At 70.5% G+C, this 18693-nt stretch carries 18 protein-coding genes; 8 read left to right on the forward strand and 10 right to left on the reverse strand.

Annotated features, from left to right (window positions below):
- Positions 1-482 precede the first annotated feature (482 nt).
- A complete protein-coding gene (locus tag AB0C16_RS04190) occupies positions 483-3182 on the forward strand; it encodes a hypothetical protein (protein ID WP_357678672.1) in 2700 nt (899 codons plus the stop codon).
- An 8-nt stretch (positions 3183-3190) separates the two neighbouring features.
- On the opposite strand, the gene AB0C16_RS04195 is transcribed toward AB0C16_RS04190, so the two are convergent.
- Positions 3191-3589 (reverse strand): NUDIX domain-containing protein, encoded by a 399-nt coding sequence (locus tag AB0C16_RS04195; RefSeq protein WP_357678674.1) that lies wholly within the window; start codon positions 3587-3589, stop codon positions 3191-3193.
- Between the two features lie 74 nt (positions 3590-3663).
- Between AB0C16_RS04195 and AB0C16_RS04200 the strand changes: the two genes are divergently transcribed.
- The 3 genes from AB0C16_RS04200 (at position 3664) to AB0C16_RS04210 (ending at position 6001) form a co-directional block, all read left to right on the forward strand.
- On the forward strand, positions 3664-4290 hold the full coding sequence (locus tag AB0C16_RS04200) for a DUF6758 family protein (protein WP_357678676.1): 627 nt from the start codon (positions 3664-3666) through the stop codon (positions 4288-4290).
- A 73-nt stretch (positions 4291-4363) separates the two neighbouring features.
- On the forward strand, positions 4364-5080 hold the full coding sequence (locus AB0C16_RS04205) for an MBL fold metallo-hydrolase (protein ID WP_357678678.1): 717 nt from the start codon (positions 4364-4366) through the stop codon (positions 5078-5080).
- Positions 5081-6001, forward strand: a complete 921-nt coding sequence (locus AB0C16_RS04210) for a PD-(D/E)XK nuclease family protein (protein ID WP_357678680.1) — start codon at positions 5081-5083, stop codon at positions 5999-6001.
- A 3-nt stretch (positions 6002-6004) separates the two neighbouring features.
- Here AB0C16_RS04210 and AB0C16_RS04215 read toward each other — a convergent pair whose 3' ends face one another.
- The 3 genes from AB0C16_RS04215 to AB0C16_RS04225 are packed head-to-tail and all read right to left on the reverse strand — an operon-like array spanning position 6005 to position 10015.
- Entirely contained in the window at positions 6005-6916 is a 912-nt protein-coding gene (locus AB0C16_RS04215) for an oxygenase MpaB family protein (RefSeq protein WP_357678682.1), read from the reverse strand.
- A gap of 13 nt (positions 6917-6929) precedes the next feature.
- A complete protein-coding gene (locus AB0C16_RS04220) occupies positions 6930-7820 on the reverse strand; it encodes an alpha/beta hydrolase (RefSeq protein ID WP_357678684.1) in 891 nt (296 codons plus the stop codon).
- Entirely contained in the window at positions 7817-10015 is a 2199-nt protein-coding gene (locus tag AB0C16_RS04225; RefSeq protein WP_357678686.1) for a DEAD/DEAH box helicase, read from the reverse strand. The genes AB0C16_RS04220 and AB0C16_RS04225 overlap by 4 nt, the downstream gene beginning before the upstream one ends.
- A 347-nt stretch (positions 10016-10362) precedes the next feature.
- On the opposite strand from AB0C16_RS04225, the gene AB0C16_RS04230 reads away from it, so the two are divergent.
- Positions 10363-11007 carry a ferritin-like fold-containing protein gene (locus tag AB0C16_RS04230; RefSeq protein WP_357678688.1) on the forward strand — a complete coding sequence of 215 codons (645 nt, stop codon included), beginning with the start codon at positions 10363-10365 and terminating at the stop codon, positions 11005-11007.
- A 306-nt stretch (positions 11008-11313) separates the two neighbouring features.
- Here AB0C16_RS04230 and AB0C16_RS04235 read toward each other — a convergent pair whose 3' ends face one another.
- The 5 genes from AB0C16_RS04235 to ligD (AB0C16_RS04255) form a co-directional block, all read right to left on the reverse strand.
- The gene (locus tag AB0C16_RS04235; RefSeq protein ID WP_357678690.1) at positions 11314-11547 is read right to left on the reverse strand and encodes a DUF3107 domain-containing protein; all 234 of its coding nucleotides are present in this window, start codon (positions 11545-11547) and stop codon (positions 11314-11316) included.
- A 119-nt stretch (positions 11548-11666) separates the two neighbouring features.
- Positions 11667-12287 carry a TetR/AcrR family transcriptional regulator gene (locus AB0C16_RS04240; RefSeq protein ID WP_357678691.1) on the reverse strand — a complete coding sequence of 207 codons (621 nt, stop codon included), beginning with the start codon at positions 12285-12287 and terminating at the stop codon, positions 11667-11669.
- A gap of 57 nt (positions 12288-12344) precedes the next feature.
- Complete coding sequence (locus AB0C16_RS04245) at positions 12345-12551, reverse strand: hypothetical protein (protein ID WP_357678692.1); 207 nt, start codon at positions 12549-12551, stop codon at positions 12345-12347.
- Positions 12552-12586: 35 nt separating this feature from the next.
- The gene (gene ligD, locus AB0C16_RS04250; protein WP_357678694.1) at positions 12587-13465 is read right to left on the reverse strand and encodes a non-homologous end-joining DNA ligase; all 879 of its coding nucleotides are present in this window, start codon (positions 13463-13465) and stop codon (positions 12587-12589) included.
- A gap of 19 nt (positions 13466-13484) precedes the next feature.
- Positions 13485-14366 (reverse strand): non-homologous end-joining DNA ligase, encoded by an 882-nt coding sequence (ligD, locus tag AB0C16_RS04255; RefSeq protein ID WP_357678695.1) that lies wholly within the window; start codon positions 14364-14366, stop codon positions 13485-13487.
- Between the two features lie 83 nt (positions 14367-14449).
- Between ligD (AB0C16_RS04255) and AB0C16_RS04260 the strand changes: the two genes are divergently transcribed.
- Positions 14450-15319, forward strand: a complete 870-nt coding sequence (locus AB0C16_RS04260; protein WP_357678697.1) for a Ku protein — start codon at positions 14450-14452, stop codon at positions 15317-15319.
- A gap of 385 nt (positions 15320-15704) precedes the next feature.
- Here the strand turns inward: AB0C16_RS04260 and AB0C16_RS04265 are convergent, their stop codons facing one another.
- The gene (locus tag AB0C16_RS04265; protein WP_357678699.1) at positions 15705-16148 is read right to left on the reverse strand and encodes a hypothetical protein; all 444 of its coding nucleotides are present in this window, start codon (positions 16146-16148) and stop codon (positions 15705-15707) included.
- 353 nt (positions 16149-16501) lie between these two features.
- Here AB0C16_RS04265 and AB0C16_RS04270 point away from each other — a divergent pair, with 353 nt between their 5' ends.
- Both AB0C16_RS04270 and moeZ read left to right on the forward strand, forming a co-directional pair.
- Positions 16502-17401, forward strand: a complete 900-nt coding sequence (locus AB0C16_RS04270) for an alpha/beta hydrolase (protein ID WP_357678701.1) — start codon at positions 16502-16504, stop codon at positions 17399-17401.
- Between the two features lie 44 nt (positions 17402-17445).
- A complete protein-coding gene (gene moeZ, locus AB0C16_RS04275; RefSeq protein ID WP_357678702.1) occupies positions 17446-18627 on the forward strand; it encodes an adenylyltransferase/sulfurtransferase MoeZ in 1182 nt (393 codons plus the stop codon).
- Positions 18628-18693 lie beyond the last annotated feature (66 nt).

Genomic DNA, 18693 nt, shown 5'->3' on the forward strand with positions numbered 1-18693 from the left:
CCACTCCTGACGACTCACCTACTCCTGACGACTCACCCACATCTGGCGACTCACCCAGTCCTGACGACTCACCCAGTCCTGACGATTCACCCACCTCTGACGACGAGCCCCAGGAGCCTCCGAGGGGTCGCAGGCCCTACAGCTCCCCGACGGCCGAACCCGAGACCGACCAGCGGCGCCGCCCCCGGCGTCAGGTGAACCGCCCCGACAAACTGGTCGCCTCCGGTCCACCCCGCCCCCATCCCACCCCTCCCGACCGGCCACGGCCCGGCCATCCTGACGCTGATCAGTCCGAGGCCGGTCAGCCGGATGCCGTTCGGCCCTACATCGATCGGCCCGGACCGGAGCCGACCAGCCTGCCCCCTGGGGTGGTGCCCCGATCCTGGTTCGAACCGGAGGCCGGGTCCGAGCGGCAGGAGCCCGAAACGCCGCCCCGGCGAGGGACCGGGACACCTCCCTACGGCATCCCACGTCCCATTCCGGTGGCCCCGGAGATCGCGGCGGAGCCCGAGCACGTCGCCGGCGGGAAACCCGCCGAGGCCGAGCCGTCCCTCGCCGAGGACCCGGCGAGGCGGGCTCCTGAGGAGGCAGGGCCGATCCGGGAGACGCGTGCCGAGAGGGAGTCCGTACGTCCTGTGGAGGAGCCGGCGAGGCGGGCCCCTGAGGAGGAGGCGGGTCTCGAGGAGGAGTCCGTACGTCCGGCGGCGGAGCCCGAGCACGTCGCCGGGGAGGAGGAGCAGGCGGAGGAGGAGCGAACGGGGGAGGAGCCGGCCGGGGACGACGGCGCCGTGCGGCGGGTGGGGCGGCCGCCGGGGGGACGACCCACGCGGCCGGACCTGCTGGTCGCCACCGGACCCACCCGTCCCGGAGCCGCTGGCAGGCACCACAGGGGCCCGGCGCCGGCGGCCGTGCGGAGGGCGAGCCCCGTGGGGCGGCGCCGGGGCGGTGCGGCGCCGTTCGCCATCCTGCTGGCCCTGGCCCTGGTCGTCGCGGGCGGCGTGCTGGTCTGGCGATGGACCAGCCCCGAGGAGGCCGGGCTGAGGCTGGAGGCGGGCAGCGGGCAGTCCGGCGACGAGCTGTTCACGGTGCCGTCGGCCGGCGACGGCTCCGACCAGAAGCTCAACGACATGACCTCGGTGGGCCGCGCCGTGGTCGCCGTCGGCAGTGACACGACGAGCCCGACGCCGCGCCCGTTGTTCCTGTTCTCGCCCGACAGCGGCAAGACGTGGCAGCTGGGCCAGGTCACGGGCTCGACCACGCCGACCGTACAGCGGGTGGTGGGCGGTGACGGGCTCTGGCTGGCCAGCGGGGGCGACGGCCAGGGCGGCGAGCGCGGGCTGTGGACGAGCGCCGACGGTTTCAGCTGGACGGCCGTGGAGCAGGCCGGGATGTCGGCCTTCCACGCCGGCGACCTGATCTCCGACATCGCCAGGACCCGCTCAGGGTTCGTGGCGGTGGGCCGTACGACGCTGGATGACGGCAGCGCCGGCCCGGCGGCCTGGCAGTCGCCGGACGGGCGCGCCTGGCAGCGGGTGGAGACGCGCGGACTGGACGTACGGGAGCTGAAGGCGGTCGTCGCCAGGGGCGACACGGCGATCGCGGTCGGGCAGCCCGCGGAGGGCGACGGCTCGCGGGTCATCCGGTCGGCCGACGGCGGGCGCACCTGGCAGGCGACCGGCTTCCAGCTGCCCGAGGCGGCGCCGCGTCCGGGGTCGCTCGCCGTGCTGGCCAAGCAGTTCGTGCTCGTGCCGACCCGGCAGCGTACGGTCACCGGCGAGGTGCGCGTCTACTGCTCGCCGACGGGCGCCCAGTGGTCGCTGTGCGGCTCGATCGGCGGGCTCGGCGGCGAGAGCCCTGGCGTCGAGTCGGTGATCAGCCACCCGGCGGGCATCGCGGCGATCAACCAGGTGAACCTCGGCCGGTACTCGGTGCTGACCAGCACCGACGGCCGCACCTGGACCAAGCGCGCCGACCTCGGCAACCTGTCGGGGGCGACGCTGCGCGGGTTCACGATCACCGAGTCGGGCACCCTGTTCGCGGGCGGCGACCAGGCGGCCGCGGACGTGGACAACCAGCTCGTCCTGATGGCCGCGCCCGCGCGCGGAGACGCCTCCCGGGTGCGGCTCGCCGGCGTCGACGGCCTGTCGAGGATGGCCAGGGAGACCAACGGCCTGGCGCACCACGACGGCAGGTACGTGGCGGTCGGCTCCGCTTCGGGCGACGCGGGCATCTGGACCAGCCTGAACTGGCAGAGCTGGACGTCGATGAGCCTCGGCGGGCCGCGCCAGCAGATCCTCGACGACGTCGCGTACGGCCGGCGCGGGTGGCTGGCGGCCGGCAGCACGCAGACGGGCATCGGTGTCACCGAGCCGCTCCTGGTCTCCTCGCCGGACGGCCGCACCTGGAAGAGGATCGCCTCGTCGGGCGACCTCACCCTGCCGAAGGACCACCCCTACCTCGGTGTCCGCGTGGTGGCCGCGGGCCCCGAGGGCTACGTGCTCGCGGGAGAGGACAGCGGCTCCTCCGGTACGGCCGCCGCCCTCTGGTTCACCCCCGACCTGCGTAAATTCACCCGGTCGAGGAAACTGCCGCAGGGCGGGTCCGGCACCCGAATCCACGATCTGGCGGCCACGGCCTCGGGTTACGTGGCGGTGGGCGGGGCGGGCGACGGCGACCAGGAGAGCGGCGTCGTGTGGGTCTCGGAGGACGGCGTCAACTGGAAGGCCCGCAAGCGGGTCGCGCCGCCCGACGCCACGGCCGCGGGTCTGCGGCAGGTGGCGTCGTACCAGGACAAGCTCGTCGCCATCGGGTCGGCGCTGGCGCAGGGGTCGCGGCGGGTGTTCTCGGCGGTCTCGGACGACGACGGGGTCACCTGGCGCACGGCCTGGCTCCCCGCGGACCGGGCGGCGGCCGTGTACGACCTGGCGGCGGCCGACCAGGGCCTGGTCGCGGTCGGCTGGCACGGCTCGCCGGACGACGGCGACAGCGCGGCCTGGATCTCGCAGGACGGCCTGACCTGGAACCGCTCGGACCTGACGAAGGACCGCCTGGCGGGACAGGGCATGCAGTGGCTGGCGGCGGTCACGGTGTCGGGCTCGGAGGTGGTCGCGCTGGGCCGGAGCACCACCTACAGTGCCGACCACCTGATCCTGTGGACCTCCACCCTGACCTCCAGCCGCTGACGGCGATCTCACTCGGGAGGGAGCACGCCCCACTCCGTCAGGGCGTCAACGAGACCGCCGGTGAGCGGAAGCCCGGCCAGGTCGGCCGGGGAGCACCAGCGGGCGTCGGCGGCGTCGTCTCCGGCGGCGAGCGCGCCGCCCGTGACGGTGGCGTGGTAGTCGCGGATGTCGTATGTCACCCCGGCCGGCCCCGGACGCTCGACCGCGCCCGCGAAGGGGCCCACCTCGACGCGCAGGCCGGTCTCCTCCAAGACCTCGCGCTCCAGGGCGGCGTGGTCCGTCTCCTGGGGCTCCACCCGGCCGCCAGGAATGGACCAGAGCCCCTCGCCGGGCGGGTGGCCACGCCGGACGAGGAGGAGTCTGCCGGAGGCGTCGACGATGATGGCGCCGACACAATTTACATGCACATGGTCAAGATTACGACGAGATAACGAGATGTGGTCTTGACGGCGCGGTATTCCACGAAGCACCGTGGGTAGCTGTGAGAGCGGCTCCAACGTGTTCCCGCTGCTTTGGCCCGCTTCATGGGCCGAGCGCCTGGTCGAGTGCGTGGCGTTGTGACACGCATGGTGATGTCGTGCCCTACCAGCCGCCCTGGCCGCCGTCCACGGCGGCCGTCGAAGCGATGCGCAAAAGCGCGGTCGTGCCCGTCTGGTTGCCCTGGCCGCTGCCTTCCGGCTGGCTGGTGACCGGGTTCTCCGAGGCCGGTGACCAGCGCACCGGGGGTGTCGCCAGCGTGGTCGCGCTGTGCGGGCCGTCGATCAGCGCGGGCCCCGCCGACCTGCTGATCGTCGCCGAGGAGCCCGGCGTCGGCCTGGGCGCGGCGTTCGCGGGGGTGGACGGGCCCGACCCCGGTGAGGGCTTCGACTCAGGGCCGCCGAACGCCAAGATCGGGGTGCTGGGTCACCCCAGCCCGCTGTGGTGCGTCGAGGGTGCGCCCGACAGGGCCGTCTACGCGGGCGAGGCGCTGGGCAACTGGCTGTGGGCGATCGCCTGGCCCGCCGAGGCCGGTTGCCTCATCGCGCTCAGCGAGCTCAACCTGCTGGACCTGCGCGACCTCGACCTCGACCTGCCCTTCGGCGCCTTCTCGCCGAAGCTCGAGGACTAACCGGTACGACTCATCCGCAACTCATCCGCAACGCGATTCGCGCTGCCATCCAGACGAGCTAGAGTTCGGAGGCGTGACAGCGCGTATCGAACGAGTGGTGACCGAGGGTGCCGTCGACATCGACGGCACCGAACACAAGGTCGAGAACAACACCTGGATCGTGGGCGACGACGACGAGGTGATCGTCATCGACCCGGCGCGAGACGCCGCGAAGATCCTGGAGCAGGTCGGCGAGCGAGAGGTCCTCGCCGTCATCTGCACACACGGCCTGCCCGACCATGTCGGCGCGGCCATCGAGGTGGCCAGCAGGGACGAAGCCGTGGTCGCCCTGCACCCCAAGGACAAACCGCTCTGGCGGGAGACCTGGCGGGAGACCTGGCCCGACATCGACATGGAGGACGACGGCATCTTCGGCGTGGCCGACGTCCAGCTCGACGTCATGGAGACGCCCGGCATCACGCCCGGCGGCGTCTCGCTCTACTGCGAGGGGCTCGGCGCCGTGTTCACCGGCAAGTCGCTGCAGGCCGACGGCCCCGGCAAGCTCGGTGGCGAGTATCCGGCGCTGGCCGACCAGCTCACCTCGATCGGCGGCCGGCTGTTCACCCTGCCCCCCGACACCCGGGTGCTGGGCGTGCACGGCGAGGAGGTCACGGTCGGCGACCTGGAGCCACACTTCGACGCCTGGGTCTCGGGCTCGCTGACCCGCACCGAGACCGAGACCGAGGCCGAGGGGCCGCTCACCGACGGCACCAGGGTCGCGGGCATCAGGATCACGCCGGGCGACGACTAGGTGTACGACCAGTTACCGCTGGAAGGGATGCCGCGGCGGCTCTACTCGTGCACCCCGTCGCGGTTGAACACCTGGCTCGACTGCCGCCGCCGCTACCGGTTCACCTACCTCGACCGGCCGCAGCCGTCGAAGGGTCCGGCCTGGGCCCACAACAGCGTGGGCGCGAGCGTGCACAACGCGCTGGCCGGCTGGTGGCGGGAGCCGTACGAACGCCGGACCCCGCTGACGGCGGCCATCCTGCTGACCAACGGGTGGATCACCGAGGGTTTCCGGGACGCCGAGCAGTCCTCCCGGTGGCTCGGCCGGGCTCGTGACCTGGTCTCCGGCTACGTCGCCACGCTGGACCCGTCGGACGATCCGGTGGGGGTGGAGCGCACTGTCGCCACCCGCACCCAGGTCATCGCGGTCTCGGGGCGCATCGACCGGCTCGACCGCCGGGGCGACGAGCTGGTGGTGGTCGACTACAAGACCGGCCGGCGGCCGCTCACCCAGGACGACGCGCGCTCCTCGCTCGCGCTGGCCATCTACGCGATCGCGGCGTCCCGGATGATGCGCACGCAGTGCCGCGCGGTCGAGCTGCACCACCTGCCGACGGGCGAGGTCGTCGAATGGCGTCACACCGACGAGTCGCTCGGACGTCACCTGCGGCGCGCCGAGGAGATCGCGGCCGAGGCCGCCGACGCCGACGAGCGCTACCGCGCGGCGATGGGCGCGCCCGCCCGCGCCGCCCGCCCCTCCGGCGCGGCCGATCGCAGGCCGCTGGTGGGTCCCGCGCCCGTGCCGCCGGAGATCGACGCTCGGTTCGCCCCCAGCCCGGGGCCCATCTGCTCGTGGTGCGACTTTCGCCGCCACTGCCCGGAGGGGCTGGCCGCGGGGCCCGAACGTCATCCCTGGGACGGGCTCGCCGAGCTGCCGGAGTGAGCCTCAGGCGGCCGGCGCCGCCGGCCAGCGGCGGGGATCGGTCAGGCCCTTGAGCCCCTTGCTCACGTCGTAGCCCGCCGCGCCCAGCCGCTCCCGCGAGGCGTGCAGCATGTCCCTGGTGGCGGGCATGAACGCGCGGTCGTGCAGGTGCTCGGGCAGGGAGTTGAGGCCGAGCCTGAACGCCTTCAGCCCGGCCGTCACCGACGCCTGCGGCACCTCGGGCAGCACGCCGTACATCCGCCTGGCCCATTCGGGCAGCGTGTAGTAGCAGAGCGCGCCGAACGGGAAGTAGGCGGGCTTGCCCGGTGACAGCATCCGCAACTCCTGGGGCAGCCGCGGCCAGAGCAGGAACCGCACGGTCGAGGCGGCCTCCTCGGTGACGCGCAGGCTGGGCCGCATCCGCTTGAAGTAGGCGTCCATCTCCGCGCACGAGCCGGGCACGTCGTCGAGGTGCAGGCCGACGTAGGCGGCGCTGGTGCGCTGCTCGCGCAGGTAGCGGTCGGCCTGGCGCTCGGTGAGGCCGAGCCCGCCGCGCCTGGCCACCTCCAGATAGGACGCGACCTCCGCGCAGTGGATCCACAGCAGCAGCTCCGGATCGTCCACGCGGTGGACCCGGCCCGTGTCGGGGTCGGTGATGCGCAGCCGCCGGTGGATGCCGCGCACTCGCCTGCCGACCTCGTCGGCCTCCTCGGGACTGCCGAACGTCACCCTGCCCACGAAGTCGGCGGTGCGGCGCAGCCGGCCGAACGGGTCGTCCTGGAAGTTGGAGTTCTGCCAGACACCGCGCATGGCCAGCGGGTGCAGCGCCTGCAGCATGAGGCCGCGGACCCCGCCCACCCACATGGAGCGGTCGAGGTGGACCTGCCAGGTGGCGCTCTGCGGCGGCTGGACGACTATCTCTTCGATGCTCGCCATAGTAAGTAGATGATTACATGGAATTGGACCGCTTGTCCAAAGAGTGGCTCTCGGCGCCGTTCCAGAACCGCACCAGGGCCGCCGCGGTCGTCTCGGGCGCCTCCACGGCCGGGGAGTGGGCCGCGCCGGGCACGACCATGTAGTCGGAGCCCAGGGCCGCGGCCATCTCCGACTGCAGGTCGGCGGGCCAGCCGTCGTCGTGCTCGCCGTAGAGCACCAGCGTGGGCACCTCGATCTGGCGCAGCTCGTCGACGCGGTCGCGCATCGTCACCACCTGCTCGGACATGCTCGCCAAACCGACGGGCGAGCTGGCCAGCAGGCGCTTGTGGAGGAACGCGAGGATTTCGTCGGACACGTCGGCGGCCAGTGCCTCGGGCTCGAACCTGGTGTGCCAGACCTGCTCCAGCCCTTTGGCCGGGATCTCCTCCATGAGCCGGCGGGCGTGACGGGCCCGCTTGCCGACGATCGCGGCGGGCCCGGAGCTCATCAACGTGAACGAGGCGAACTTGGTGCGGCCGTCGATGACGGCCTCACGGGCCACGAGCGCGCCGAAGGAGTGTCCGACCAGGTGGATCGGCTCGCCGTCGCCGAGCTCCTGGGCCAGCAGGTCGATGTCGGCGCCGAGCGCGGCGCAGGAGTAGGCGGCCGGATCGTCGGGCCCCGGAGTCTCGTACTGGCCGCGCAGGTCGATCGCGACGACCCGGCGGCCGGACTGGGCCAGGGTCTGCAGGATCGCGAGGAAGTCTTCTTTGCTGCCGGTCAGGCCGGGCACCAGGAGCGCGGTCCAGCGTTCCACCACACCGCTCACCGGAAGCGCCTCGAGGGCCGCGAACGTGCCCTGTGGCGTGTCGATCCTCCGTGGCGCGACGCCAGGAGGCAGGCTGAGGAATCGCGGCGTACTCACGTGGGGCAACAATACCCAGAGGTCAGCGCTTCGACACCGGCAAACTCAGTACGCCGGTGCGACTTCTGGGGAGTTGTGACGAATGCGCAAAGTGGAGATTCGGTTCGCCACCTCGTGGGCCCACGTGGCGTCGGTGCTCGGCCCGCGGGGGCCTGCCCGGACTGCCGGCGCCTGTGGCTCGGGCGCCGGGACGGACTTCCGGCGGCTCGCCGATCCCGCCGATCCCGCCGATCCCGGCGAGATCCGGTGAGACCGGCGATCCCGGGCATGACCCGGCGAGACCCGAAGATCCGGCGATCCCGGCGAGATGAGGCTGACATGACGAGGGGGGGGGGGGGGGGGGGGGGGGGGGGGGGGGGGGGGCGGGGGGGGGGGGCCGTCGCCAGATCGGGTGACTGGAAGATCACCGCGAACGGGCTGGGTGGGATGATCCGCTCCGGCTCCTTGCGGGCCGGAGGCGGCGGCGTGGACAGGAAGCTGGGCTCGTGGCCCTGCTCCGGAGCCGCCACGCGATCCGCGACCTGCTCGCGGTCGTGCCGACGGTCCGGCTCACGGTCCGGCTCACGGTCCGGTGTCGTGCGGCGGTCGGTGACCAGCTGCGCGGACCGGTCGTGCGCGACCGGCTCGTGGTGCTGGACCGCCCGGTCGTCCGAGTGGCGCCCGGCGGACCGGCGAGCCGTGACCGGATGCGCGTCCGCCACCGGCTGTGCGTCCATGACCGGCTGTGCGTCCGCGACGGGTGCGCGGCCGAGGTCGGCGACCGGAGCGACCGCCGCGACGGTGGTGCGGCGGGTGCGACGCCGTGGCTCGGCGGCCACCGTCTCCACCTCGTCGGTGGAGATGATCGCGGGTGTCTCGTCGGCGTGGCGCGAGTGGTTGTCCACGGGCTCGACCTCCGGCGTCTCGGCGGGCGAGGTGCCCTCTTCGGTAAGCTTCCCGCCGCGGGTGCGACGGCGCTGGCGTGCTGTGCGGGGAGGACGCTCCTCGCGTTCCTCGCGACGGCGACCGCCGACGCGCGTGCGTGTCCGGCCGGTCTCACCGAGGTCCTCGATGCGCTCCGCCGACAGCCCCGCCCGTGAGCGGCTGGCATGCGGCAGGACGCCTTTGGTGCCCTCGGGGATGTTGAGCTCGGTGTAGACGTGCGGCGAGGTGGAGTAGGTCTCCTCAGGCTCGGCGAAGTCGAGCCCGAGCATCTGGTTGATCATCTTCCACCGCGTCAGCTCCTCCCACTCGACGAACGTGACCGCGATGCCCGTGCGGCCGGCTCGGCCGGTGCGGCCGATGCGGTGCACGTAGGCCTTGTCGTCTGCGGGGCAGTCGTAGTTGACCACGTGAGTGACGTCGTCGATGTCGATGCCTCGGGCCGCCACGTCGGTGGCCACCAGCACGTCGATCTTGCCGTTGCGGAACGCGCGCAGGGCCTGCTCGCGCTGGCCCTGGCCGAGGTCGCCGTGGACGGCCGCGACCGCGAAGCCGCGGGTGTCGAGCTGCTCGGCGACCATGTCGCAGGCCCGCTTGGTCTCACAGAAGACCATGGTGAGCCCGCGTCCTTCGGCCTGGAGCAGCCTGGCGACGATCTCGATCTTGTCCATCCGGTGGGCACGCCAGACGATCTGACGCACCTGCGGAGTGGTGTCGCCCTCGCCCTCACTGCCGTGCTCGGCTCGCACGTGGGTGGGACGGTTGAGGTATTTGCGCGACAGCGCGACGATCTCGCCCGGCATGGTGGCCGAGAACAGCATGGTCTGCCGCTGCTCGGGGATGAGCTTGAAGATTCGCTCGATGTCGGGCAGGAAGCCCAGGTCGAGCATGCGGTCGGCCTCGTCGAGCACCAGCGAGGTGATCTGGCTCAGGTCGAGGTGCTTCTGCTTGACCAGGTCGAGCAGCCGGCCGGGGGTGCCGACGATCACGTCGACGCCGGCCTTGAGCGCCTCGATCTGGGGCTCGTACGCCCGGCCGCCGTAGACGGTCAGAACTCGGGAGCCGAGCTTGCCCGCGGCGGTGACCAGGTCGCCGCTCACCTGGTGAGCGAGCTCGCGGGTCGGCACGACGACCAGCCCGCGTGGCTTCTTGCGGTTCTTGCGCGGCTTACCGATGCTTTGGAGCATGGCGATGCCGAACGCGTAGGTTTTGCCCGTGCCGGTGCGGGCTTGGCCGATCAGGTCCTGGCCGTCCAGGGCGAGCGGGAGCGCCATCTCCTGGATGGGGAACGGTGTGGTGATGCCCTCGGTCTCGAGGGCATCGGCGATTTCTGGTGTGACTCCGAGGTCTCGGAAAGTCGTCAGCGTGGCCTGCCTCAGTCTCAAATGAAGGCGGGCCTGCCGGGACCAACGGGCGAAAACAATCCCCGTGCCTGGGTCCTCGCGGTAGAGCCAGCCCTCTCGCGTCATCAGCGACCGCAGCCCGGGGAGCGGGGGTTATCGGGGAAATCCCCCGAATTAACACAGTGCGGTCGCACTTTCACAGATCAGTGTACTCGATACCACAACGCTGGCCGAGCTATCGGATGTTCCCGAAGATTCCGCGAAGTACGCTGCCTTCCATGAACGAGTCTCCTGGAGTCGTCGATCTGCTCGGTGTGCTGGCCTATGCCGAGCTCAGCGCCTACGCGCACATGACGGAGGACGCGGCCTCGCTGGCCCCCTCGCTGGCCGATCGGGCCGCGCTGAGCGAGCTGGCCGTGGCCGAATACGGACACTTCCGGCTGCTGCGTGACCGGCTGGCCGAGCTCGGGGCGGATCCCGAGGAGGCGATGTCGCCGTTCGTCGAGGCGCTGGACGCCTGGCACGCCCAGACCACGCCGGCCGACTGGCTGCAGGCACTGGTCAAAGCCTACGTGGGCGAGGGCATCGCGTTCGACTTCTACCGGGAGGCGGCCAAGCGGCTCGATGCGCCGATCGCCAAGCTGGTCGACGAGGTGCTGGCCGACGAGGGGCGTTCGGAGTTCGCGGTCGAACGGGTGCGGGCCGGGCTGGCGGCCGACCCGGTGGCCGGCGGGCGGCTGGCCCTGTGGGCCAGGCGGCTCGTGGGCGAGGCGCTCAGCCAGGGACAGCGGGTCGCGGCGGCCCGGCCCGAGCTGGCCCGGATGCTGGCCGAGGCGGAGGCCGACGACCAGGCGGAGATCTCGCGGATGTTCGCCAGGCTGACCGAGGAGCACGGCAAGCGGATGGCCGCCCTCGGGATCTGAGCACCGTCCACGGACGAGGGACCGGGGTCGCCCATCCAGCGGCGCGGAGGCACGAACGGCGGTAGCGTGCCAGGCATGAGGGCCTCGCGCCGCTATGACGGTTCGTTGACGAGATGTGGGCCGAATCGCTGGACTACGCGCGCCGTGCTGAGGAGGGGGAGCGCGAGCTGCCCCACGATCGGGCCAAGGCGCCACGACCTCCACAGGCGCCGGCGACCGCCGGGATGCGACCTCGGAAAGCCCGGCGAGTGCACCTGACCGGCGGGGGCGCGGCCGGGGTGGCCGCTCCCTGCCGCCGGTCGACGTCTAGAGGGTGCCGCCGAAGCCGACGGGCCTGGACTCGTCTTCGCCGATCTCGACGAAGCCGAGGGAGGCGACGGGCACCAGCACCCGCCTGCCCTTGCTGTCGGTGATGGCGAACACGCCTCGATCGGCGGCCAGCGACTTGCGGATCTCCTCCTCGACCTGCTCCGCCGAGAGGTCGGTCTCGACGACGAGCTCGCGGTGCACGGATCGTACGCCGATCTTGACTTCCATCATGCTCCCTTTCGTGCCTGTGGGGGGCGCGGCGGCCGCGGAGCTTGCGCTGGACGGCCGGTCGTACCATGGTCGCCGCTGGGTGGCCGGAAAGGGGCAGTTGATCGCCCCGAGCGAACGGGTTATGCCGTACGCGGAAAACCGCTGATGCCGCGCCAGGCGAGCCGGGCCATGAGCTGCTCGGCCGCGTCCTTGGGGATCGAACCGTGCGTGGTGACCCAGTAGCGGGCGCTCACCTCGGCCATGCCGACCAGGCCCACGCCGAGCAGATGGGCCTCGTCGCTGGCGCAGCCGGTGTCTTCCTGGATCACCGCGCTGACCATCTCCGCGCACTCGCTCAGGGACCGCTCCACCCGCTGGCGGACCGGCGCCACGTTGCGCAGGTCTGACTCGAAGACCAGGCGGAAGGCCTCGCCCTGGGTGGAGACGAAGTCGAAGAAGGCGCTGAACGTCGCCTGGACCCGCAGTTTGTTCTCGCTGGTGGAGGCCAGCGCCTCGCGGCAGCGGTTGACCATGTCGTCGACGTGGAGGTCGAGCAGCGCGAGATAGAGCTCCAGCTTGCCCGGAAAGTGCTGGTAGAGCACGGGCTTGCTGACGCCGGCCCGGTCGGCGATCTCGTCCATGGCGGCCGCGTGGTAGCCGTTCTCGACGAACACTTCCTGCGCGGCGCTGAGCAACTGCCGTCGGCGGGCGAGTCGGGGCAGCCGGGTGCCCCGGGGCTTGGCGTCCGGGGTAGCGGTCACGCGGTTCTCCAAGAGGTCTGGCGGCAGGCCGGATCAGCACATCCTACGTGTGGGACCTCAGCGATAGTCGTCATCGTCCAGCTCGACGACGCGCTCCTGGTCCGCCGTGTCGGCGGGGTCGGCCTCGAGCGGCAGCCGCCAGCGCGGCTCGTCGCCCTCGCCGGCCTCGCGGAGCTGCTCGGCGGCGTCGTCCTCCGGCGCCTCGACGGACAACCCTCTCTCGTCGAAGGGGCCGTCGTCCCCGCGTACGTCCATCTCCGACATGTGAAGTCCCCTTCCAAGGTGTGGACGGCACCAGCCTACGCCTGGGCGAAAAGATCACCGTGTTCTTCCACTCTGGCGAGTACGTCCGGGGCGGTGAACACCAGCTCGTCAGGGTGCTCGCAGCCCTCGACCTCCTTCCACAGCAGCGGTGTGGAGACCGTGGGACGCTGCCCGGCCCGCAGGGAGTAGGGGGCGACGGTGGTCTTGGCCGGGTTGTTCTGACTCCAGTCGATGAGCACCTTGCCGGGGCGGGCCTTCTTGGCCATCACGCTGACCACCTGTTCGGGGTGCTCCTTCTCCAGCAGCCGGGCGAGTCTCCTGGCGTACGCCGAGGGCTCCTCGTCGCGGTCCCAGGCGGTGTACAGCTGCATGCCCTTGTTGCCGCTGGTCTTCGGCCTGGCGGTGAGGCCGTCGGCGCGCAGCACCTCGCGCAGCACGACGGCCACGCGGCAGCACTCCACGATGGTCGCGGGCGCGCCCGGGTCGAGGTCGAACACGAGCGTGTCGGGCGGCAGCGCCTCGCCGCCGGCGGAGACCCGCCACTGCGGCACGTGCAGCTCCAGGGCCGCCAGGTTGGCGTAGTAGACGAGCGTGGGCAGGTCGTCGACGACGGCGTACTCGATGCTCTCGCGGTTCTTGGTGCTGCCCGGCACCGGGAGCCTGACCTTCCTGACCCACGCGGGGGTGTGCCGGGGGGCGTTCTTCTCGAAGAAGGAGCCGCCTTCGACGCCGTTGGGGTAGCGCTTGACGGTCAGCGGCCGGCCGGCGAGGTGCGGCAGCAGCACCGGCGCGACGCGGCTGTAGTAGTCGATGACCTCGGCCTTGGCGAAGCCGTCCGCCGGGTAGAGCACCTTGTCGAGGTTGCTCAGCACCAGCTCCCGCCCGTCGACCCTGACCGGGATTTTCGTGCTCATCCGCCGGGCTCCGGACGCTTCAAAGGACCACCTCCGAGGGGAGCTTGTCGGGGCGAAGGCCGCGCCACACGGGATGGCGGAGTCTCAGCTCGTCGGTCCACATCGTGTAGGCCACCTCCCCGACGAGATCGGGTCTAACCCAGCGGTTGCGCCAGGGGATGTCGTCGGCGAACGGGCTGCGCGGGATCTCCAGCGGGCGCAGCGTGGTGTACAGCTCGTCGAGCGTGGCGTCGGTGAAGCCGGTGCCCACGTGACCGACGTACATGAGCCCGTCGTCCGTGAAGACGCCCATGAGAAGCGACCCGATCCCGCCCGACCTGCGGCCCTTGCCGGGTTTCCAGCCGCCGATGACCACCTCCCTGGTGCTCAGGTTCTTCACCTTGACCCACCAGGGGGAGCGGATGCCCGACCGGTACGGAGAGTCGAGCCTCTTGGCGATCACGCCTTCCAGGCCCTGCGCGTGCGTGGCCGTGAGCAGGTCGGAATCTCCGGGAAAGTACGGCGGAGCACCGATGTCCAGCTCGTCCAGGAGGCTGCGCCGATCGCGGTAGGGCAGCTCGAACAGCGGCGTGCCCTCAAGGTAGAGCAGGTCGAACGGCATGTAGGTGATCGGGTACAGCTCCAGCATGGCCGGCTCGGGATCCGTCAGGTGCATCCGCCGCTGCAGCCGCTCGAAGCTGGGCCTGCCCCGCCTGTCGAGGGCGACCACCTCGCCGTCGAGGACGGCATTCTGCACCCCGAACCCCGAAATTTCGGGATACCTGCGGGTGTAGTCGGTCCCGTGCCGGCCGGTCACCCTCAGCCCGCCGCCGAGGTGAACGATCGCCCGGATGCCGTCCCACTTGACCTCCAGGCCGTATCTTTCCCGATCTGTGGGTAGTTGCCCAGGTACAGCCAGCATTGGTGCGATCGGGTATGGCATCGCTTGCCCCATGACGGGTATGTGCCCATTGGCGAGCTGCCCGCTACAGCTGAGGAGTGCCCATGCGCAGCATCTGGAAGGGTGCGATCTCCTTCGGGCTGGTCACGATCCCGGTCAAGCTGTTCTCCGCGACGGAGCAGAAGGACGTCAGCTTCCATCAGGTGCACCGCGACGACGGCGGCAGGATCCGCTACAAGCGCGTCTGCACCAAGGACGGCGAAGAGGTCCCCTACTCCGACATCGCCAAGGGCTACGAGCTGGCCACCGGCGAGATCGTGGTGCTGACCGACGAGGACTTCGAGGGCCTGCCGCTGAGCACCTCGCGCCGGATCGACGTGCTGCAGTTCGCCCCGGCCGACCAGATCGACCCGATCTACTTCGCCAAGTCCTACTACCTCGAACCCGACGCCCAGGGCGCGAAGCCGTACGTGCTGCTGCGCAACGCGCTGGAGAGCTCGGGGCAGGTCGCGGTCGTCAAGGTGGCGCTGCGCCAGCGCGAGTCGCTGGCCACGCTGCGGGTGCGCGACGGGGTGTTCGTGCTGGAGACCATGCTCTGGCCGGACGAGATCCGCCGGCCGGACTTCGAGTTCCTCGACGAGGACATCGAGGTGCGGCCCCAGGAGCTCAAGATGGCCGAGTCGCTGATCGCCACGATGGAGGCCGACTTCGACCCGACCGCCTACCACGACTCCTACCGCGAGGCGCTGCAGCAGGTGATCGAGGCGAAGGTGGCGGGCAAGGAGGTCATGGCCCCCGCGGAGGCCGAGGAGGAGGGCGGCCCGGCCGTCGACCTCATGGCGGCGTTGCGGGCCAGCGTGGAGGCCGCCAAGCGCGAACGCGCGGGCGAGCCCGCCAAGGGCGGGAAGGCGGCCAAGGCGAAGGACGTTGAGGAGAAGGCCGCTCCCAAGCGCAAGGCCCGCAAGTCGGCCTGACCGCGAGACCGTGCCCCCGGATCGGGAGCACGGTCTCGTCGTGTCGGTGCGGTCCCGTCATGACGGCGAAACAAAAGAATGCGCCTCCGGCGATAATTCGCCGGAGGCGCAGACTTTGTGACAACCGCTCCGTTGATGAACTCCCTTGAATGCTCCTCGGGTAATTCTGAGAACGCATTCTCGGGGACGGAGCCTACCCGTGGGGCCTTTTTCTGAATGCCTGTGTCCTGCGCAGTCTAATCGCACTGCCTTAGCGAACGATTCTCCTGGAGAACACAGGCACCCAGCTTCGAGCCCGCACTTCAGGTCGACCGGGATCCGGCCGCCTGTTCACTACTCGACCACCTGGACGCCCTCAGTGGAGCGTCGCCGGCGTCACGTACGACTACTGAACCGCCCCGGAGCTGGTGGGAGGGGTGTAGTAGTAGTACGGCGGGTAGTTCTTGTTGTCGGTCTCGCTCTCTTCGCTCTCGTTGTCGTTCCTGTTGTCGTTGTCGTTGTCGTTGTCGTTGTCGCCGCGGTTGAAGTTGCGAGCGCGGGCGTCAGCGTCAGCGTCGTTGTCGTTGTCGGTGTCAAGGTTGTTGTGGTTGAAGACCTTGACCTTGACCTTGAGCTTGCTGCGGTGGTGGCCGCCGCGGTGACCGCCCCAGCCGCCCCCGCAGTGCCGGCGCCAGCAGCCCGTGGTGAAGCTGGCGGTGGGCGTGGCGGTGGAGGCAGTCGTACCAGCGTTGGCGCTCGACGCGGTGGTCAGCGCGCCCAGGCTGATGACTCCGCCGGTCATGGCCGTGCCGACCGCAAGTCCCGCGATGAGACTCTTGAACTTGGGCATTGAATTCCCCCCTAAAGGATCGGTTGCCCCGTTCACGATATTCTCCGGACTGATCAGAAAATATCGCGGATGACAGTTAATGCGCCATCCGACCGTTTTCATTTCCGGCGGGAGGGCAATACAAACGGCCGTAGGGGTGTTTTACGATAGACTAACGCTCTCATTGCTATTGTTAACCTTTTATGAAATGAAATGGCATGATTTGTCCGTTTTCAAGGCGGTCGCCGGGGCGCGGTGAATCCACACCTCCCGTGCACGCTTTATCCGCATAAGTAGCAATAAAGGTGCATTTGTCCGATATGAGATAGTGTGGTAGACCGCGATGGATGTCGTGAGGCGAACGAGGAGGACGGATGGCAACAGAGCCGATCCCGCACTGGCCAGGACGCACAGTGGGCGCGGTGCACGTCAGATCGACCCCGGGCGGCGCGCCGGAGCAGGCCGTGTTCGTGCACGGCCTGGCGGGATCCGCCACCAACTGGACCGACCTGATGGACGAGCTCAAGGACGTCGTCACCGGCCACGCCATCGACCTGCCGGGCGCCGGTCACTCGCCCGCGGCCGCCGACGGCGACTACACCGTCGCGGGCCACGCCCGAGCCGTGATCGAGCTGATGGAGCACACCGGCCCGGCCCACCTGTTCGGCAACTCGCTGGGCGGCGCGGTCTCCGTCAAGGTCGCCGCGGACCGGCCCGACCTGGTCCGCTCGCTGACGCTCGTCTCGCCCGCGCTGCCCGACCTGCTGCCGAGGTACGGCCCGTTCCGCGTGGCCGCCGCCGCGACGCCGTGGCTGGGGGAGTGGGTGACCGACAGGCTCCGCCTGCTGTCCGCCGAGCAGCGCGTCAACGCCAGCCTCGCGATGGTCTGGGCCAACGTGAGCGCGGTCCACCCCGTACGCCTGAGCGAGGCGATCGAGGAACTGCGCCGGCGCGACGACCTGCCGTACGCCGTCCAGGCCATGCTCGGCTCGGCCCGGGGCATCGTGGCCGAATACTTCCGCCGCGGCGCGGACAACCTGTGGAGCCACGCGGCCAGGGTCCAGGCGCCCACCCTGATCATCCACGGCAGGCACGACCGGCTGGTCCGGCCCGCCATGGCCGCCAAGGCAGGCCGTACGTTCCGGCAGGTCAGGCTGGTGCTGCTGCCCAGGGCGGGACACGTGGCGATGATGGAGATGCCCGGCGTGGTGGCCTTCGAGGCGCGCCGCCTGATCGCTGAGACACGATTGGGGAATGCCCCGCTGGCCAGCTAGGTTTCACCCAGGGATAGGTCCCCCCTGAAACGGGAGCGTAGAAAGTGTCGTTGCCACCGCTGGTCGAACCAGCCGCCGAGCTGAGCGTTGACGAAGTGCGCCGCTACTCGCGGCACCTGATCATTCCCGATGTCGGGATGGCCGGGCAGAAGCGGCTGAAGAACGCCAAGGTGCTCTGCGTGGGCGCCGGCGGTCTCGGCTCGCCCGGGCTGCTCTACCTGGCGGCCGCCGGGGTCGGCACGCTCGGCATCATCGACTTCGACGTCGTCGACGAGTCCAACCTGCAGCGCCAGGTCATCCACGGCCAGTCCGACGTGGGCAGGCCCAAGGCCGAGAGCGCCGCCGCGTCGGTCCGCGAGATCAACCCGCTGATCGACGTCGTGGTCCACAACACGACGCTGACCACCGAGAACGTCATGGAGATCTTCTCCGGCTACGACCTCATCATCGACGGCACCGACAACTTCGCCACGCGCTACATGGTGAACGACGCCGCGGTGCTGCTCGGCAAGCCGTACGTCTGGGGCTCCATCTACCGTTTCGACGGCCAGGCGAGCGTGTTCTGGGCCGAGCACGGCCCCTGCTACCGCTGCCTCTACCCCGAGCCCCCGCCTCCCGGCATGGTGCCGTCGTGCGCCGAGGGCGGCGTGCTCGGCGTGCTGTGCGCCTCGATCGGCTCCATCCAGGTCAACGAGGCCATCAAGCTGCTCACCGGCATCGGGGAGCCGCTGGTCGGGCGGTTGATGATCTATGACGCCCTGGAGATGAAATACCGCGACCTCAAGGTCCGCAAGGACCCCGAGTGCGTGCTGTGCGGCAAGACCCCCTCGGTCACCGAGCTGCTCGAAGACTACGAGGCGTTCTGCGGAGCCATCTCCGACGAGGCCGCCGAGGCCGCCAGCGGCTCCACGATCACCGCGGCGGAGCTCAAGTCCATGCAGGACGACGGCGCCGACATCTTCCTCGTCGACGTCCGCGAGCCCAACGAGTACGAGATCGTCTCGATTCCCGGTGCCACGCTGATCCCCAAGGGCGAGTTCCTCAACGGTTCCGCGCTGGAGAAGCTGCCGCAGAACAAGCGGATCGTGCTGCACTGCAAGTCGGGCGCGCGCTCGGCCGAGGCTCTGGCGGTCGTCAAGAGCGCCGGATTCGCCGACGCGGTCCACGTCGGCGGCGGCGTGCTGAGCTGGGTCAAGACCGTCGACCCGAGCCTGCCGTCCTACTGAGTCCGATGCGGCCGGGCGCCCGGTTTCCGGGGATGTCGCCGGGTCGCCCGCATTAAGGTCGGTGCC

The organism is Nonomuraea sp. NPDC048916 (assembly GCF_040649575.1).
In the GTDB taxonomy this organism is placed as follows: domain Bacteria; phylum Actinomycetota; class Actinomycetes; order Streptosporangiales; family Streptosporangiaceae; genus Nonomuraea.

Excerpts from the sequence above, each read along its gene's own strand:
- AB0C16_RS04215 (WP_357678682.1), bottom strand. The coding sequence starts at position 6,916 with ATGGCGAGCATCGAAGAGATAGTCGTCCAGCCGCCGCAGAGCGCCACC.
- AB0C16_RS04225 (WP_357678686.1), bottom strand. The coding sequence starts at position 10,015 with ATGGCGCTCCCGCTCGCCCTGGACGGCCAGGACCTGATCGGCCAAGCC.
- AB0C16_RS04230 (WP_357678688.1), top strand. The coding sequence starts at position 10,363 with ATGAACGAGTCTCCTGGAGTCGTCGATCTGCTCGGTGTGCTGGCCTAT.
- AB0C16_RS04235 (WP_357678690.1), bottom strand. The coding sequence starts at position 11,547 with ATGATGGAAGTCAAGATCGGCGTACGATCCGTGCACCGCGAGCTCGTC.
- AB0C16_RS04245 (WP_357678692.1), bottom strand. The coding sequence starts at position 12,551 with ATGTCGGAGATGGACGTACGCGGGGACGACGGCCCCTTCGACGAGAGA.
- ligD (WP_357678694.1), bottom strand. The coding sequence starts at position 13,465 with ATGAGCACGAAAATCCCGGTCAGGGTCGACGGGCGGGAGCTGGTGCTG.
- ligD (WP_357678695.1), bottom strand. The coding sequence starts at position 14,366 with ATGCTGGCTGTACCTGGGCAACTACCCACAGATCGGGAAAGATACGGC.
- AB0C16_RS04260 (WP_357678697.1), top strand. The coding sequence starts at position 14,450 with ATGCGCAGCATCTGGAAGGGTGCGATCTCCTTCGGGCTGGTCACGATC.
- AB0C16_RS04265 (WP_357678699.1), bottom strand. The coding sequence starts at position 16,148 with ATGCCCAAGTTCAAGAGTCTCATCGCGGGACTTGCGGTCGGCACGGCC.
- AB0C16_RS04270 (WP_357678701.1), top strand. The coding sequence starts at position 16,502 with ATGGCAACAGAGCCGATCCCGCACTGGCCAGGACGCACAGTGGGCGCG.